The following is a 16,724-nucleotide window of genomic DNA, read 5'->3' on the forward strand; positions in this document are numbered from 1 at the left end:
ATGAAAAGAGACAAAAAAGGGGACAGATAAGCCTCTGTCCCCTTTCGATAATGCTTGTGTCTGTCTAATTCTTAAGGAATTAGCCCGTTAAGCCTTGCTTCGCCAAGTACTCATCGTAAGTACCGTGGAAGTCGTTCACGCCATCTTTAGTAATTTCGATGATACGCGTAGCAATAGACGATACGAATTGACGGTCATGGGAAACGAACAGTAGCGTACCTTTGTAGTTCTCTAACGCTAAGTTCAAAGACTCGATCGATTCCATATCCATGTGGTTGGTCGGTTCGTCCATTAGCATGATGTTTGGTCTTTGCATGATTAACTTACCAAACAACATACGACCTTGCTCACCACCCGAAATCACTTTTACCGATTTCTTTATGTCATTTTGTGAGAACAGCATACGACCTAGGATACCGCGAACAGTTTGCTCATCGTCGCCATCTTTTTTCCATTGACCCATCCAGTCAAGCAGGCTCATATCCTGTTCAAAATCGTGCGCATGATCCTGAGCATAGAAACCGATGTTGTTGTTTTCAGACCACTTAATCACACCATCCATCGGAGCCATAGCGCCCGCTAGCGTGTTAAGCAGTGTCGACTTACCGATACCGTTCTCACCGATGATCGCAATGCGCTCACCCACTTCAACCATCAGGTTAACGCCGTTGAACAGGATGTTTTCGCCATAGCCTTGTTTTAGGTCAGTCACTTCTAACGCGTTACGGAACAGCTCTTTTTCCTGTTCAAAACGGATAAACGGGTTTTGACGGCTTGAAGGCTTCACATCTTCAAGTTGGATCTTGTCTAACTGCTTCTGACGAGAAGTCGCTTGTTTTGCTTTCGATGCGTTTGCAGAGAAGCGGCTTACGAAGGTTTGAAGTTCAGCCATTTGAGCTTTCTTCTTCGCGTTATCTGCATGCAGACGATCACGCGCTTGTTCAGCGGCGATCATGTATTCGTCGTAGTTACCGTGGAATAGACGCAGTTCACCGTAATCTAAGTCCGCCATGTGAGTACACACAGTATTCAGGAAGTGACGGTCGTGCGAAATGATGATCATTGTGCAGTTACGTGATAACAGAACCTGCTCCAACCATGCGATAGTGTGCATGTCCAAGTTGTTGGTTGGTTCGTCTAGTAGCATGATTTCTGGTTCAGCAAATAGAACCTGAGCCAATAACACACGAAGTTTTAAGCCCGGTGCAATCTCACTCATTAAACCGAAATGTTGCTCTTCTGGAATACCCAGACCTAACAGCAACTCACCTGCGCGAGCTTCTGCAGAGTAACCGTCCATCTCAGCAAATTCAGTTTCTAGGTCGCCTACACGCATACCGTCTTCATCAGTCATTTCAGGAAGTGCGTAAATGCGGTCACGCTCTTCTTTCACTGCCCAAAGCTCTTTGTGACCCATGATAACGGTATCAACAACGGTGTATTTTTCGAACGCGAACTGATCCTGACCCAGTTTCGCCATACGCTCGTTAGGATCGACAGAAACGTTGCCTGCAGATGGTTCAAGTTCACCACCTAAGATCTTCATGAATGTAGATTTACCACAACCATTCGCCCCAATAAGGCCGTAACGGTTGCCATTACCGAATTTGATCGAGATATTTTCAAATAATGGCTTATCGCCAAATTGCATGGTGATGTTTGCAGTTGTTAGCACGTAAAATTCCTAAGTAGTAAACAAGAAAAAAGTTGGCAATTAGCCAACTTTTCAAACTGGGGCAATAGTAGCAGCTTTTGTGATAGACATCACCCCCAATAAGGGGCATTTGTTTCTACTGACTCGCTTTATTACTTGGAACAATATTGCTAAGAACCGTATTGCTAAGAACAAAGCAACTACGCAAAGCACCTTTGAATGAACTGAGCTGCGAGTATTGCGCCTTCGGAAGAAATCGTATGCTCGGTCTCTGGCTCATAACTCTCTTCAACATTGAAGTTTGACTGGCTAAGCAGCTTTGCCGCGTTCTGACTTTCAGTCCAAGGAATGACAGGGTCACTCTGACCGTGAATCAATAACACTGGAGTGTCCGAATTCTTTGCATAAGGTTGTGGCGAAGAAAGCCGACCTGAAAAAGCCACCACTCCGGCTAACGGGTATCGCGCACTCACCAACGCATCTAACGACATAATTGAGCCTTGTGAAAAGCCAACAAACACCACTTTGTCTGTGGCGAAATCTACGTTATTTTCAGCAAGCAGAGCTTTAATAGTCTTATCAAATGCTCTTCTCGCCTCGACAATGCGCTGCGGGCGATTTTCCGCTGTCACGCCAATCAGACTGAACCATTGATAACCGACATTGGCTTGATCAAAAGCGAATGGCGCGTTAGGTGATAAGAACAAAGTATTTGGCAGCAATGGATGCCAAAAATCCCCTAATGTACTTAAGTCTTCACCATTACTTCCTACCCCGTGGAGCAGAATTACTACTTGTTTAGACATTTTTAACCCTTAAAGCTGAACTGACTTCTTCATCTTAACTTAGAATATTTTGAAGATTATGTAGCGATTAAATGAATGATTAACAACATACGGAAGATAAAAGTTTGATGCCATTCGTTTTAGCTTATATCAAAGCATGTTCACGCAAACTCTTTTACCATGACTCAACATTCACCTCTCGACTACACCTATGAGCCAGCCAGACATCCTTAAAACCATCGCGAGTTTTACCTCTATCGAGCAGGCTCTCGACCATTTTGAGATTGAGTTTGACAGCCGTTTTATCGATGAATACCGCTTACAGGTGACCAAGATATTTAATGGCTATTTGATCATGCAAAAGCCCGAAGACTGGTTTGCGGCAAGGCGTGCTTTGAAAAATGCTTACTGCAAAGTTCAGCGAGGAAGGTTAGATCCCCATACCCGCTCTGCATGCCGAGGCTGTACTTCTTGTCAGCGCCGTTAATCCTAGCCGCACTGTTCGCTCCCTTGCTAACTCGCTCATTTACATTGTAAATCACAGTTTCAACTAAGCAGCGAATAACGGTGTTGAGCATTTGCTTTGAAGCTGATTGAATGGGCATAAATTACTGAAAGGAATTGCTATGTCCGACAAACTCTCCACTTCTGCGTTAGCGAAACTGCGTAATGTCGATGCGAAACAGCTATTTTCTGACCTATCCAAGTCAGGCTATCTCAGTCGCCATGAAGGTCAATGGCTGCTTACCGATCTCGGCGCAAAATTTGGTGGAGAATACGTTGAACATCCAAAATTCGGTAAATTTGTCGTTTGGCCGGAAAACTTACTTATCGACCTAATGGCCACTGGCGGCAACACCTTAACGGCAACCCAAGTGGGTGAGTATTTCAAACTCAATCCTAAGAAGGTCAATCAATTATTCAGCGAACTGGGTTGGATAAAAAAAGAAGATGAAGGCTGGATCGCCACCCCATCAGGCATTCGTGTTGGCGCGAAACAGCGTGAAGATAAATCGTCTCAGCAAAAATTTGTGGTGTGGCATGACTCTATTCGTCACAACCCTCACCTGCGTCAGTCCGTGGTCGAGTTTCTGGGGCAAGATGCACAAACACATGCAACGGATAAATCCTATTCCAGTTTCCGCCAAAAATTCGAAGCTAAACACCGAACATTAGACGGTCATTACGTACGTTCTACCGGCGAACTGCTTATCGATAACTGGCTTTATCTGGCAGGCGTAATGCACGCATATCAACGTCCTCTGCCTATTGAAGAGCTTGTCATGAGTGACTTTTACCTGCCCTTAGGTAAGGTCTACATACAATACTGGGGAACTGATAGCGGAGAGATTTCTTTAAAACAGCAGGAAAAAACACGTCAGCTTTACGCTGCTCATGAATTCAATTTAATTGAAATTTCGGCAGATGAAGTCCATCAGTTGGATGATGTATTGCCTGAGAAATTGCGCCAGTTTGGTATCAAAGCGTATTAACTGACCGGATCGGATACCAAACTGACTATAACAAACTAGAACTGACTAACGGCGGCCGCCGTATCTTGCACCGTAAGCCACTTCTTTTGGCACAATCGTTTGGCCAATAGGAGCCAGTGAAATTACCGCCAGTTTCAGATGTTGCAACGCGAACGGAATCCCAATGATGGTGACAAAACACGCCACCGCTGACAGTACGTGACCGATAGCCAACCAGATACCTGCAAGAAAGAACCAAATAACATTACCTATCTTGCCTAAGATGCCAGTACCAACATCTTCTCGGAACGTCAGTTCGTTGCGATAAACCGCTTCTTTACCAAACGGGAAGAATGAGAAAGTGCCGATAACAAAACATGCGCGTCCCCATGGAATACCAATCAGACTGACAAACGCAATCAGGCCAACCAGCCACCACGCCAGTCCCATCACGACACCGCCACATAAAAACCAAATAATATTGCCGATCGTTCTCATTAAAACCTCTGACTTGAGACGCTACTCGCTAAGCTTCTGTGTCCAATAATGACTAAGGGCGATTTCACCACTCAGCTTGAAGAAGCAACACGTTAATAAGCGCCCCATATAAAAAAGAAACCTCAGACCTTAAAGGCTGACCGCTAATGCTACTAGAGCCAGCAAGAAAAGACTTGCGGTTGGCGCATGAATCAGCGTTTTCCCATAAGATTTACTGAAAAGAGTATTGTCGAACCTTTCTTAACAGGAGATGAATTCCCCTGAAAGATACAGAACTGCAAAAGCATTTACATGAAGCTGCGCCAAATTGCGGTAGTACCGCTGATCACACAAAGTGCTAATGCACCGATACGAATTTTCTCTTTAGGCAACGCATGGGTTGTCTTACGCGCCAGCGCATAACCTAGCCAAGCGGCAGGTAACAAAGGAATGCTTAACATGACATGATGCATGTTGAGGTATCCCGCCGGCACTTGAATAACCAATGAGATGATTGAACTAAATAAAAAGAAAGCCGAGAGGTTCCCGCGTAACTGATTCGCTTCTTGGTGTTGTAGCAGTAACGCCATTGGTGGACCGCCAATAGAGCTGCTGGTACCAAAGAAGCCAGAGAAGAAACCAGCAACAACCATTCGCCCCGGAGTTGGTTCAATACGGTACGGCAGCAAACTCACTAATACCGCAAACCACACCAATAGACCCAGCCACAAAGCCAGAACATCGCTTGATACCATCACCAGCAAAATACCACCAGCAATAGAACCCGGCACACGGCCAATCAGTGCCATTTTCAATCCACCAATCGAAATGTCCGAACGTAACTTAATGGCATTCAGCAATGAGATAAACAGCGCACAAATAACGATGGGTGCAGGCACGTAGTCAGGAGAAACCGAAAATAAAAGTGGCGCAGCCACGATGGCTAAACCAAATCCTATTGCCGTTTGAACATACGAACCAACAAATATCAAAAACATAGCAATAAGAGTGGTACTACTTAAATATTCCATCATGCTGCCTTAAAAGACCCTAATTGTGAGACGTTTTGCCAAGATCGGACGATCCTATCGATGGAGCATTCTTACACAATCCGTCGAATTTGTAGAGTCACTCTTTGATTTCATTGGTAAACAAAGCTGGCTAGCGAAAGTCAGTCCATTCCTACGCAAAAACCCTGTTTGTGTAAAAACAAAGTCAGACCCCGTCAGAAGGGTGTCAGGACTCCACTGGACTGATCTGTTTCTGTACTCTCATTGGCTTAAATCCAGCCTCCAATTTATCGAGGTATTACACCAATGAAAAAAACACCACTGATAACATCGCTATCTGCTCTTGCTTCTGCAGCTTGATCTCTGCTAGCGCTGGCGCAGCTGGATTCCAGATCAATGAACATTCAGCGACAGGTCTTGGCCGTGCTTTTGCTGGTGATGCCGTTATTGGTGATAACGCTTCGGTGCTCAGTCGTAACGCAGCTGCAATGACGCTGTTTAAACGCGACGCTATGTCTATGGGTTTGACCTATGTTCGTCCAGATTCAACCATCAAAGATGCGCAATACCATTCAGCGCAAGTTGGTGGAAATATACATGCCGTTAATAACGGCACTTTCCTCAATCCAAGTCTATCTCTTGAGGTCACACCTTACGCGACCTCAACCGTCACCGATGTCGATGATGTTGAAGGTATCGGTAAACAAGCTGCGGTACCTAATATTTATTACATTCATCGCCTGAGCGACGACTGGTATCTCGGCCTTTCGGCTTATTCAAACTTCGGTACAGATATCGAATTTGAACCGGATTACGCTGCGGCTGTGTTTGGTGGCACAACTAAGGTCACCAGCATGAATGCGGGTATCAGCTTGGCTTACAAAATGAATGACCACCTGAGTTTTGGTGGTGGTATCGATGTGATTTACGGTATCGGTACGCTGTATAGAGACATGGGTTTAGAGTTGTGTTTGAGCGCAACCGTGCCCGGCTCAGGCACCTCCGAACGATGCAGTGGCGTGCAAGGCAACGCATTAAGTGTTGAAGCATCAGGCGTGGGTGTGGGTGCGAACATCGGCATGATGTATGAAGTGAATGACAACAACCGTTTTGGTCTGAGCTACAAATACAGCCCTGAAATCCAAGCACAAGGCGACATTCACTACGTCGGCCAGACATTCGATAACCTCTATTTAGCGCTGCCTGATATTGCTGAATTTTCCGGCTATCACCGTGTACTGCCAGAAGTTGCCCTGCACTACTCGGTACAATGGATCAGTTGGTCTAAATTTGATTCACTCAAAGCAGATGATGTGGCACTAAAAGAGTTCCAATGGCAGGACTCTTATCACTACTCACTGGGTGCAACTTGGTATGCTACCGACAAATGGGCACTACGCACCGGATATATGTTCGACAAAACACCGGTCGACCAACTGGCATCGATTTCAATTCCCGATTCAAACCGTCAATGGTTATCAACAGGTGCGACTTATCATTGGTCAGCCAATACCAGCATTGATTTCGGTATGACTTATCTAATAGGTGAAGATGTAGCAATCACAGAATATTTGGAAGAACACGTTTCTGTTCCCCGCATCGAAGCAACCACGCGTTCTGATGCGCTGTTGCTTGCGATGCAATTCAGCCACAGCTTCTAATTTAAATAGTTTCAATAAGCCTATTTTCATCGTGTTGGATGGTTCGATTCAACACGATGAAGTTCTCTATCTTTCTCGTTCTAAAACAGCTTTTCAATTATCAAAATTACTCTACAATAGCGACACTTCCGAGCGCATTCCAAACCTAGGTCTAGTGGCCTTAAATAAGCAGGCAATTCTTTCATGTCGAATACCATTACGAGATCCATCATATTGTTGGTTCTCGCAAACTTGGTGGCATCGTTTTCCGATGTATCACTAAAAATACTTAACGGCGAAGTGCCTACTTTCCAATACGTATTTATTCGTCAATTCATTGGTACGATTATTCTACTACCGTTGTGGTGGAAGCTGCCCAAAGAACAACGCCAGCAAGGTCGCTGCAAAGTGGCCTTTACTCGTGCACAGCTCATCCTGCTCGGCAGTGCTTGTGCGATGATCACCATTACCTACATTCCGCTAGCCACTGCCAATGCGATTTTCTATGTCGGCCCAATACTGATGCTGCCGCTGTCTGTGTTTCTATTGGGTGAACAACCCGCACTAAAGCAGATCATCGCGACCATTATTGGGTTTATCGGCGTATTAGTGGTACTGCGTCCTGAGCAGTTTCACTGGGCAGGTATTGCGGGTTTGGGCTGTGCGTTATCAATGGGATTAGGCAACATCCTGATTCGTCGTCTGCCAGCGGATCAACCTTTGGTCAGCACTTTGTTCTGGACAAACGTTATGACGCTGCCACTGGCATTAATACTTGCGATTCCGGGTTGGTCGGCTATTTCTTGGACCCACTTAGGCTGGATAGTAATCATTAACCTATTGGTTCTGGCGTATCATGCCTTAGTTGTGATTGCTTATAGGAAGGTTGAAGCAAACCGTATTGCACTGGCGGAATATTCTGGCTTAGTGTTCGTCACTTGGTTTGGAATGATGTGGTTTGACGAAGTGCCAGACTGGCTGACTGCCGTTGGCATCTTACTGATTGTGGTTCCGATGATGCCAGTGAAGTGGTCAAAATTGTTCAGAGTGAAATCCAAACCGGCGTCTGTCGCGGCAGAAAATAGCTGATTCAAAAACCTTTTATTTTTCACACACCAAATCTTCCTCTATAGCCAGCCGTAGTTTACCGCTGGCTTTTTGTTTGGTCTTTCGTCACTGTCATACTGGTGATAGCTATCAAATGATGTCGCATTCCATCATGCCTTCATCGCAAATCGTCATGACGACAAAAATACCTTCAATTAACCTCTGCAACATAATTTTAAAGACTCCACAACAAACAATCAGCATATAACCATTATTTAAAGCTGACTCACCCTATCTACTCGGAGTCTGTCACGAGATTAGACGCGGTCTCCTGCAACTCCGAGTAGGGCGGGTATTTAAAGTTAACTCACGAGGAAGAGAAGAACATGAGCCAAATGAAGTCAATCGCTATGCTCAACGGCAAGCTCACTGTAAAAGAGATCGACATGCCTGTTCCTGGTCCTGGACAAGTGCTTGTAAAAAGCTTGGCATGCGGTATCTGTGGGTCAGATTTGCACATTGCACGCCACACTAAAGACGTGATGAATATTTATAAAAAACTGGGAATTCTAGATGAGCAGGCAAACGACGAATCTGAAGTATTGCTTGGTCACGAATTCGCAGCTGAAATCGTCGCTTTCGGCCCTGAAACCAACAAAACTCTTGAAGTAGGCACTCGTGTCACCAGTGTTCCTGTTCTATTAAGCCAAGGCGGTGTGGGCGTAGGTGTAACACCGGGGGTTCATGGTGCTTACTCTGAGTACTTCATTGTTGACGAAATGCTTCTGCTGCCAATTCCTGAGCAGCTACCTTCAGAAGCCGCCGCTATCAGCGAACCTTTAGCTGTTGGTCTTCATGCGGTAAACCGCGCAGACATAGGTGAAAACGATGTGGCTTTAGTTGCAGGCTGTGGTCCTATCGGTTTAGCCGCGATTGCTGCTTTAAAACTGAAGGGCGTGAAACACATCGTCGCTTCTGATCTGCAAGAGAGCAAGAAAGAGATCGCACTCAAATTTGGTGCTACCGTTTTTGCAAACCCAGCGAAAGAAGATGAAGTGGCAGTCGCTGCTGAACTGGCAGGTAACAACAAGGTCATCATCATTGAATGTGTTGGCGTACATAAGCTCATCAACAACTTCATTATGCGTGCTCCCGCAAAAGCGCAGCTCATCATCACAGGTATTCACACCACACCGACAGAAGTGAATTTTGCTTACGCTACCGTGAAAGAGATGGACATCAAGTGCTCTTACTACTACTCACCAGAAGAGTTTGCACAGTCTCTGCAAAACATTGTTGATGAGAAAATTGACTGGCGCTTAATGCTGACGGGCAAAGTCGGTTTAGACGGCACACCAGCGGCGTTTGATTCGTTACTCCAACCAAACGACCACATCAAAGTCGTTATTGAACCGTGGCGCAACGGTGAGCTGGAAGCTTGCTAGTAAGCGAACTTCTGAGTTGATAAACTCAAGTCCAAGAAACACAAAAGCGAGCTAACAAGCTCGCTTTTTCGTTTTTCATTTTTCATTTTTCGTCAACAAGATTACTGATCTTGGTTCTCTTGCTCTTCCTTCTGGCGCTTGTGCTTTGGCACATAGTTCAGAATAGAAATAGGGACAGGTTTACGAGGTTGGAATCCCTCCACTTCACGACGCTCAATCAAGTGACCTAAACGGCTCTCAATCATGCAAAGGTTCTTGAAGTTATCTTTCGATACAAAGGAAATCGCTTCACCACTTGCGTTTGCACGACCAGTACGACCAATGCGGTGAACGTACTCGTCTGCTGGGAATGGTAAGTCATAGTTCACCACGCGAGAAAGCTCTTCAATATCGATACCGCGCGCAGCCACACCCGTCGCTACGAGGTACTTAATCTTGCCGTTTTTGAAATCTTCCAGTAAGCGCGTACGCACTTCCTGACTACGACCACTGTGGAACGCTTCAGCGGCAATTTCACGCTTTTCTAGCTGTGATACTAGCTTCGCCGCACCGTGTTTTGTCTCGATGAAGATCAAAGCCTGATCCCACTGATTTTCTTTAATCAGATGGCTGAGTAGTGCTGATTTCATGTCTTTATCGACGGTAATCAACCACTGTTCAATGTTCGACTTCGAAGCCTGATTCGCCGCAATTGAAATTTCATACGGATCGTTAACCACCGTTTTCGCTAAATCACGAACCTTATGAGACAGCGTGGCCGAAAAGAGTAAACTTTGTGCATCTCTTGGCACACGGTCAATGATCTTGTTAATAGACTCGATAAAGCCCATGTCTAACATACGGTCAGCTTCATCCAGCACCAGCATTTCGATCTCTTCGAAATACACTGCGCGTTGACCATACATATCGAGCAGACGTCCCGGTGTCGCCACCAGCACATCTACGCCATCAATCAACGCCTGCTTTTGCGCCTTTTCGTCTACGCCTCCGTACATCGCAAGCGAAGTGAGCTCAGTAAACTGACCGTATTCTTTTACCTTGTCTGCAACCTGAATTGCCAACTCACGAGTCGGTACAAGAATCAGTGCACGAACACGTTTTTTCTTCTGTGTTTTTCCGCGTTGTAACTTTTCCAATATTGGCAGCACAAAACTGGCGGTTTTACCCGTACCCGTTTGTGCAGCGGCGATCAAATCCTGCCCTTGCAAAATCACTGGAATGGCTTTGGTTTGAATAGATGTAGGTTTCTGATAACCAAGATCCGTCACTGCTTTTGACAGTGCTTCACTCAATCCTAGTTTTGCAAATGACATGAATCGACTCTGAAAAGATTAATTTACGAAAAAGATAGAACAGCTTTTGAACCTCTGCTCTAAGCCACTCTAAATTGAGCCGCGGATTCTAACACGAAGAGACAATAAAAAAACTTAACGGTGGCTGCTTTCTTGTTTAAATGCTCAATCAAAGACTAAGAGCTAAACATCCTGACTGCCTGTAAGTCTGCGTAATGTGGGAACGCACCAGCCACCGTTAAGAAACTGGTATTACTTATTACATTTATCGTTGAATTAGAGATTTGACCGATATTGATAAACAAACCCTATTTGCCATGGAAGGCAAATTGGAGCCCCAAGGATGGGTTTATGCGTGTTTGTGTTCAATATCGGTCATTTTCATTGCTACCCAAAAGTATCAGAGGTTCATTTCGGCACTAATTTGCTCTACCCAGCCTGCGATACGCTGCTCTGTTAGGCTCGCTTGGTTGTCTTTGTCCAGCACCAAGCCCACAAAGTCATCACCATCCACAGCATTTGACGCATTGAACTCGTAACCTTCCGTTGGCCAGAATCCAACCATCTCTGCGCCGCAGTTCGCCACATAATCATAAAGCTCACCAAGAGCATCGACGAACTCATTGCTGTAGCTCACTTGATCACCTAAGCCATATAACGCAACTTTCTTGCCTGTTAGATCCATATCGGAAAAGTTAGGAAGAAATTCTTCCCAGCTCTCCTCTTGGCAATCCACTGACAAGCCAGGAAGCTGCCCCTGCCCTAATGTCGGCGTACCGAGAATCAAACATTCGTAGCTAGTGAACTCTTCCACATCGACTCGGTTGATGTTCTTTGGTTTATCCGCAATTTCATCACCCAGTTGCTTTTGAATCAGCTTCGCCATTTTGCGAGTGCTACCTGTATCGGTACCAAAAAAAATGCCTACTTTAGCCATACATCACTCCTTTGAAAAATATGTCCTGACCATTCCTACATCGTTTCAGTGACATCGATTGACCTTTATCTGTAGTGCAATCGCCGTTCCTAAGTTGGGTCTATTAAATTCAATAGGTTATAAACATCGTGAAACGTACAAACGACAAATTGTCACAAAGCCGACATCAATCGTCGTCGTCATCGTCGTCCTCGGGTTTCCATATCAGAGGACGATAAATTTCTACTCGATCACCATTTTTCAACGGTGCATCGAGAGTGGTGATCTTGCCAAATATGCCAACCTTCTGGCTGTCGAGTTCAATGGTCGGATACATTTCTAAAATCTTCGAACCATGAATGGCAGTTAAAACGGTCGCCTGTTCATCCACAGTCACGGGAAGCCACACTTGCTCGGTTGGCAAGGCATACACAACGCTTACTTTCATCCTTGCTCTCCTTGCATATCCAGTTTCTCAAGGCGATTGCTTTCTAAAACCGCAAGCAGTTTCTGCTTCAAAGCCAGAACCAAGCCCAGTGCGAGAAAGCCTCCGGGTGGCAGGATGACCAGCAACAAGCCGTGATAATCAGCAATCACAGTGGTTTCCAAAAACGAAAAACTCTTGCCGAGTAACAAGCTCGCATTACTAAACAAAGTGCCGCTACCAACTACTTCCCGAATACCGCCAAGTACGGTCAGCACCCAAGTAAAACCTAAACCCATGAACACGCCGTCAATAATGGAAGGCACTAAGGGAGAACGGCTGGCATAGGACTCAACCCGTCCTAAAATTGCGCAGTTGGTTACGATGAGTGGAATAAAAAGCCCCAGCACTTTATGCAGTGGATGCAGATAGGCGTTAAGTAAAGCATCGATAACAGTCACAAGAGTCGCGATGATGATAACGTTCACGGGGATCCGAACCGCTTTACTTATCACACCTTTTGCTAGGGAATTGAGAGCATTCGAGAGCACCATCACCACCATAGTCGCCAGCCCCAAACCTAAACCGTTGGTTGCACTGCTGGTAACCGCCAGCAGTGGACATAAAGCTAACGACTGACTGAGGATAATGTTGTTACTCCAAAGCCCTTGCTGAATGATATTTTTGTACTCACCATTTGACTTATTGCTTGAAGAACAATCACTCATGGTTTGCCTCCTGCTCTTGTGCTAACGCGAGTAGCGCTTTATGGACACCCTCCACTACACTGCGTGGAGTAATAGTCGCGCCACTGAACTGATCAAAGTCACCTCCATCTTTTTTCACGGCCCAAAGCGGAGTGCTTTCTAGTGAACGTTTTGCAAAACTCAAAATCCATGAGCTTTTCGCTAATTCGATTTTGTCACCCAACCCCGGCGTTTCACTGTGGCTGATAATCCGAACTCCGAGAATTTCGCCTTGTGGTGTAGTCCCTACCAAATAACTAATAGGACCGCTGTAACCATCTTGCACGCCACGAATAACCCAACTGATCACTTCGTGTTGGCTGTTCTCAACCGCAAATAAATCAAACTGTGAACCTTGATACTCAATGACTTTTCCGCTGGCAAACACATCGTTGCTATAATCCTGACCCGCCAGTACTTCGCTCAGAAGCGCATTCTGATCTTCTGCGATACGCTGTTCAATCAAAGGCTGGGTAATCCACTGAGTCAGCACCAAAAATATGGCAGCCAGACCGCATGTCACCGCAAGCAAACCTGCTTGGTAGCCAACCTGTTCTTTCCATTTTTCAATCTGCTCCATCATGACGATTTCTCCACCGCAGGACGACGACCAAACACATTCGGACGCATGTAGTAATCAATGAGCGGACTGGCAGCATTCATCATCAATACTGCAAACGCCACACCCTCGGGATAGCTACCAAATGTTCGAATTAACCAGACTAAGAATCCGCAACCCAATCCATACAGCATCTGACCTCGAACACTGGTTGGTGATGTAACGAGATCGGTCGCGATATAGAACGCGCCGAGCATAGCGCCACCACTGGTCCATTGAATCCAAAACGGAAGGTAGCTCTCTGGAGAGATAAAATGCGCCACCAGTGCAGGTGCGCCCAGCCCTAGCATAAAACTGGTTGGAATTGCCCAATGAATAATGCGGCGATAGAGCAGATACAAACCGCCAAGCAAGATAAACAGTGCGTTAGTTTCACCGAAGCTGCCTGATTGCTTACCCAGCAATAGATCAATAAATACAATCGGTTCGGTACGCTCGGTACTCAGAGCGGTCGCGGAAGTGACACCATCAAAATGAAACCAAGCATCGGGTACTGAAACCAAGTTATGGCTTAAATCAATGGGAGTTGGGTCTGCCCAAAGCGTCATTTCCACAGGGAAACAGACCAACAACATCACGCGGGCTAACATCGCTGGATTGAAAAGGTTTTGCCCTAATCCACCATAGATATGTTTACCCAAAGCGATAGCAAAAACAGCACCAAATACCCCAAGCATGACCGGAAAAGTGGGTGGCAAACTCATCGTCAATAACATGCCCGTAAGTAACGCCGACCCGTCCATACATGCAATTGGGTTCTTTTTCATCGCCATCAAGCATAGCCACTCAGCAACTACAGCAGCTAAACAAGTTGCCAGCATTAGCACTACGCTGTTTAAACCAAACTGAAAGAAGCCAAAAATGCAGGCTGGCAGCAAGGTCAAAATCACGGTGTACATGATGCGAGAGCTGGAGTTCGCATTGTGGGCAAATGGCCCTATCGCAGCGTCATACTTAATCATGCTTGCTCCTCCTTCGCTTGTCGTTGAGGTCTGGTTGGTCGTGCTGGGCGAACGGGCTTCTCTGAAGTTGTCTGTACAGTATCTTTAACCGTGTCAGCCACTTGATTACGAGCCACTCTGGTTGGTCTCACTGGTCTTGAGGGTTTATCAGCTTTTGCTGTGTTTGAGCTTTCACAAGATGCAACCGTGCGTGCTGGCCGTGACGGACGTGGTGCCGATTTCGCAGCAACAACAACGAGCGCCTCTTGCTCTAAGCGTTGCTTACGAGCTTCATTGAGCGCTTTCACTTGCGCTGATTTTCTCTCTTGCTGAGCGTTAGAATTAATCACTCCTTTGGCGTGCATAAAATACTGCACTAAAGGAATGGAAGATGGGCAAACATAGCTGCACGCACCACAAGACAAACAGTTTTGTACACCAAGTTCTTGAGTGCGTTTGAAATCAGAGACTCGTGTGTACGCGGCCATCTGAAACGGCATTAGATTCATCGGACATGCACGAACACATTGACCACAACGAATACACTCCTGATGTTTGTATTCATCGATCACTTCATCTTCTGTTAGAGCGAGAATGCCGCCGACTGTTTTATCTATTGCGGCCTGAAGTGACGGGATCACTTGCCCCATCATCGGTCCACCAAAGATCAAGCGTTCGGTACTGTCACTTAACCCGCCACAATAGTTGATCACATCATTGACGGGTGTGCCGATAGGTATATCTATGTTGCATGGCTGACCAATTCCTTTGCCCGAGACCGTCACGATGCGCGAAACCAAAGGTCGTTCAAAACGCACCGCATGATACACAGCACGAGCGGTCGCAATGTTGTTAACCAGAATGCCGATTTGAGTCGATAATCCACCCGCTGGCACTTCATGACCAGTAAGGGTTTTGATCATGTGCTTTTCTGAACCCATTGGGTAAACACTTGGCACCAGACGGATCTCGACATCCGGTTCGGCATTCGCCGCATGGAACATCTCATCAAAAGCATCGCGCTTGTTGTCTTCAATACCAACGATGGCTTTTTTCGCACCGCTTGCGGTCATCATTAACTTTATGCCAGCAATGATCTCAGCTGGATACGACTGCATAGTGAGATCATCACAAGTAAGATAGGGCTCGCACTCGCCACCGTTAATAATGAGCGTCTCCACATTCGCTTTGTGTGCAAACATCAATTTGGCGGCGGTTGGGAAACCTGCACCACCCAAACCAACAATCCCCGCTTCTTTTACTCGCTCGATAATTGTTTCGGGGTCGAGGTTAGTGATACTGCCACTGGATGCGGGTTTTCCCCATTGGCGATCTTCATTTGCACGAATGATGATGGTATCGCACTTCACTTTGGCAGGATGGGTAGTCAAATGCTCAGTAATCGCTGTCACAATACCATTCACTGGCGAATGAACCGGAGCCACCATATCGGTATGCCCGACTGCAATTTTCTGACCGCGATAGACGTGTTCACCCGCAGCCACCAGCGATTTTAAACGTGCGCCATTGCGTAATTGTAAAGGCAAGAAAACATTACGAGGCCAGAAGCCAGTATCAATTTTCTTATCACTGGTTAACTCTTTATAAGCTTTTGGATGAATCCCACCACGAAACGGATGGCCGCTTAAACTCAACATAATCTACTCCTACACCGCGACCGGTAATGTTGGTTTTGGCCAATACCAACTCGCTGCATCTGGCTGAACTTCAACCATAGATAAGCAGCCTTGAGAACAGGCTTTCTGACATAACTGACATCCGGTACACACATCCTTGATAACGGTATGCAGTTGCTTTGGAGCACCGACAATGGCATCAAATGGGCATGCTTTATAGCAGCGGTTACACCCAGTGCACTGGCTTTCTGCGATGTACGCCACTAGCGGCTTGTCTTGATCAGCGACATCAATAGATACACCCAACATTTCAGCAACTGACACTGCCAAATTCGATCCACCCGGAGGACACGCATTCGGATTGAGTTCACCTGCCACCATTTTTTCAGCCGCTTGTCGGCAACCCGCTTCACCACATTGCCCACATTGACCTCCGGGTAAAATAGCTTCAATTTGGTCAACCAGTGGATTGCTCTCTACTCGAAACAAAATGGCTGCATAACCGAGTGCGATACCCAGTAAAGCCCCCAGACAGACAAAAAACACTAAAGCTATGATTAACATCGACAGTCCTCCTTGACCGCTACCTTCTTTGACCTTTACCTCGCTCAACAGCTAC

General features: G+C 46.1%; 17 protein-coding genes. 5 read left to right on the forward strand and 12 right to left on the reverse strand.

What is annotated here, in order from left to right; all coding sequences use genetic code 11:
• Positions 1–79: 79 nt before the first annotated feature.
• Positions 80–1,675 (reverse strand): ABC-F family ATPase, encoded by a 1,596-nt coding sequence (locus AAGA51_RS20585; protein ID WP_042479300.1) that lies wholly within the window; start codon positions 1,673–1,675, stop codon positions 80–82.
• 179 nt (positions 1,676–1,854) lie between these two features.
• Entirely contained in the window at positions 1,855–2,460 is a 606-nt protein-coding gene (locus tag AAGA51_RS20590; protein ID WP_042479301.1) for an alpha/beta hydrolase, read from the reverse strand.
• 190 nt (positions 2,461–2,650) lie between these two features.
• Between AAGA51_RS20590 and AAGA51_RS20595 the strand changes: the two genes are divergently transcribed.
• Both AAGA51_RS20595 and AAGA51_RS20600 read left to right on the forward strand, forming a co-directional pair.
• On the forward strand, positions 2,651–2,926 hold the full coding sequence (locus AAGA51_RS20595; RefSeq protein WP_081878616.1) for a nitrogenase-stabilizing/protective protein NifW: 276 nt from the start codon (positions 2,651–2,653) through the stop codon (positions 2,924–2,926).
• A gap of 139 nt (positions 2,927–3,065) precedes the next feature.
• Positions 3,066–3,932, forward strand: coding sequence for a hypothetical protein (locus AAGA51_RS20600; protein WP_042479308.1), 867 nt, complete (start codon positions 3,066–3,068; stop codon positions 3,930–3,932).
• A 45-nt stretch (positions 3,933–3,977) separates the two neighbouring features.
• On the opposite strand, the gene AAGA51_RS20605 is transcribed toward AAGA51_RS20600, so the two are convergent.
• Together AAGA51_RS20605 and AAGA51_RS20610 are read right to left on the reverse strand one after the other, a co-directional pair.
• Entirely contained in the window at positions 3,978–4,409 is a 432-nt protein-coding gene (locus AAGA51_RS20605; RefSeq protein WP_042479311.1) for a YccF domain-containing protein, read from the reverse strand.
• Between the two features lie 287 nt (positions 4,410–4,696).
• Positions 4,697–5,419 carry a sulfite exporter TauE/SafE family protein gene (locus tag AAGA51_RS20610; protein WP_042479315.1) on the reverse strand — a complete coding sequence of 241 codons (723 nt, stop codon included), beginning with the start codon at positions 5,417–5,419 and terminating at the stop codon, positions 4,697–4,699.
• Positions 5,420–5,754: 335 nt separating this feature from the next.
• Here AAGA51_RS20610 and AAGA51_RS20615 point away from each other — a divergent pair, with 335 nt between their 5' ends.
• The 3 genes from AAGA51_RS20615 (at position 5,755) to AAGA51_RS20625 (ending at position 9,530) form a co-directional block, all read left to right on the forward strand.
• Positions 5,755–7,059 carry an outer membrane protein transport protein gene (locus tag AAGA51_RS20615; RefSeq protein WP_081878617.1) on the forward strand — a complete coding sequence of 435 codons (1,305 nt, stop codon included), beginning with the start codon at positions 5,755–5,757 and terminating at the stop codon, positions 7,057–7,059.
• 183 nt (positions 7,060–7,242) lie between these two features.
• Positions 7,243–8,127 (forward strand): DMT family transporter, encoded by an 885-nt coding sequence (locus AAGA51_RS20620; RefSeq protein WP_042479321.1) that lies wholly within the window; start codon positions 7,243–7,245, stop codon positions 8,125–8,127.
• Positions 8,128–8,471: 344 nt separating this feature from the next.
• The gene (locus AAGA51_RS20625; RefSeq protein ID WP_042479324.1) at positions 8,472–9,530 is read left to right on the forward strand and encodes a zinc-binding dehydrogenase; all 1,059 of its coding nucleotides are present in this window, start codon (positions 8,472–8,474) and stop codon (positions 9,528–9,530) included.
• Between the two features lie 101 nt (positions 9,531–9,631).
• Here the strand turns inward: AAGA51_RS20625 and AAGA51_RS20630 are convergent, their stop codons facing one another.
• The 8 genes from AAGA51_RS20630 to AAGA51_RS20665 all read right to left on the reverse strand — a co-directional run bounded on the left by AAGA51_RS20630 (position 9,632) and on the right by AAGA51_RS20665 (position 16,669).
• Entirely contained in the window at positions 9,632–10,843 is a 1,212-nt protein-coding gene (locus AAGA51_RS20630; RefSeq protein WP_042479327.1) for a DEAD/DEAH box helicase, read from the reverse strand.
• Positions 10,844–11,222: 379 nt separating this feature from the next.
• Positions 11,223–11,759 carry a flavodoxin gene (locus tag AAGA51_RS20635; protein ID WP_042479329.1) on the reverse strand — a complete coding sequence of 179 codons (537 nt, stop codon included), beginning with the start codon at positions 11,757–11,759 and terminating at the stop codon, positions 11,223–11,225.
• Between the two features lie 166 nt (positions 11,760–11,925).
• Complete coding sequence (locus tag AAGA51_RS20640; protein WP_042479331.1) at positions 11,926–12,186, reverse strand: RnfH family protein; 261 nt, start codon at positions 12,184–12,186, stop codon at positions 11,926–11,928.
• Entirely contained in the window at positions 12,183–12,890 is a 708-nt protein-coding gene (locus tag AAGA51_RS20645; protein WP_042479334.1) for an electron transport complex subunit E, read from the reverse strand. Before AAGA51_RS20645 ends, AAGA51_RS20640 begins: the two co-directional genes overlap by 4 nt.
• Positions 12,883–13,491, reverse strand: coding sequence for an RnfABCDGE type electron transport complex subunit G (locus tag AAGA51_RS20650; protein ID WP_042479337.1), 609 nt, complete (start codon positions 13,489–13,491; stop codon positions 12,883–12,885). Before AAGA51_RS20650 ends, AAGA51_RS20645 begins: the two co-directional genes overlap by 8 nt.
• Complete coding sequence (locus tag AAGA51_RS20655) at positions 13,488–14,489, reverse strand: RnfABCDGE type electron transport complex subunit D (RefSeq protein ID WP_042479339.1); 1,002 nt, start codon at positions 14,487–14,489, stop codon at positions 13,488–13,490. Before AAGA51_RS20655 ends, AAGA51_RS20650 begins: the two co-directional genes overlap by 4 nt.
• Positions 14,486–16,126 (reverse strand): electron transport complex subunit RsxC, encoded by a 1,641-nt coding sequence (gene rsxC / locus AAGA51_RS20660; protein ID WP_081878618.1) that lies wholly within the window; start codon positions 16,124–16,126, stop codon positions 14,486–14,488. The genes AAGA51_RS20655 and rsxC overlap by 4 nt, the downstream gene beginning before the upstream one ends.
• Before the next feature lie 9 nt (positions 16,127–16,135).
• Positions 16,136–16,669 carry an RnfABCDGE type electron transport complex subunit B gene (locus AAGA51_RS20665; RefSeq protein ID WP_042479341.1) on the reverse strand — a complete coding sequence of 178 codons (534 nt, stop codon included), beginning with the start codon at positions 16,667–16,669 and terminating at the stop codon, positions 16,136–16,138.
• Positions 16,670–16,724 lie beyond the last annotated feature (55 nt).

This window comes from Vibrio diazotrophicus (assembly GCF_038452265.1).
GTDB lineage: Bacteria > Pseudomonadota > Gammaproteobacteria > Enterobacterales > Vibrionaceae > Vibrio > Vibrio diazotrophicus.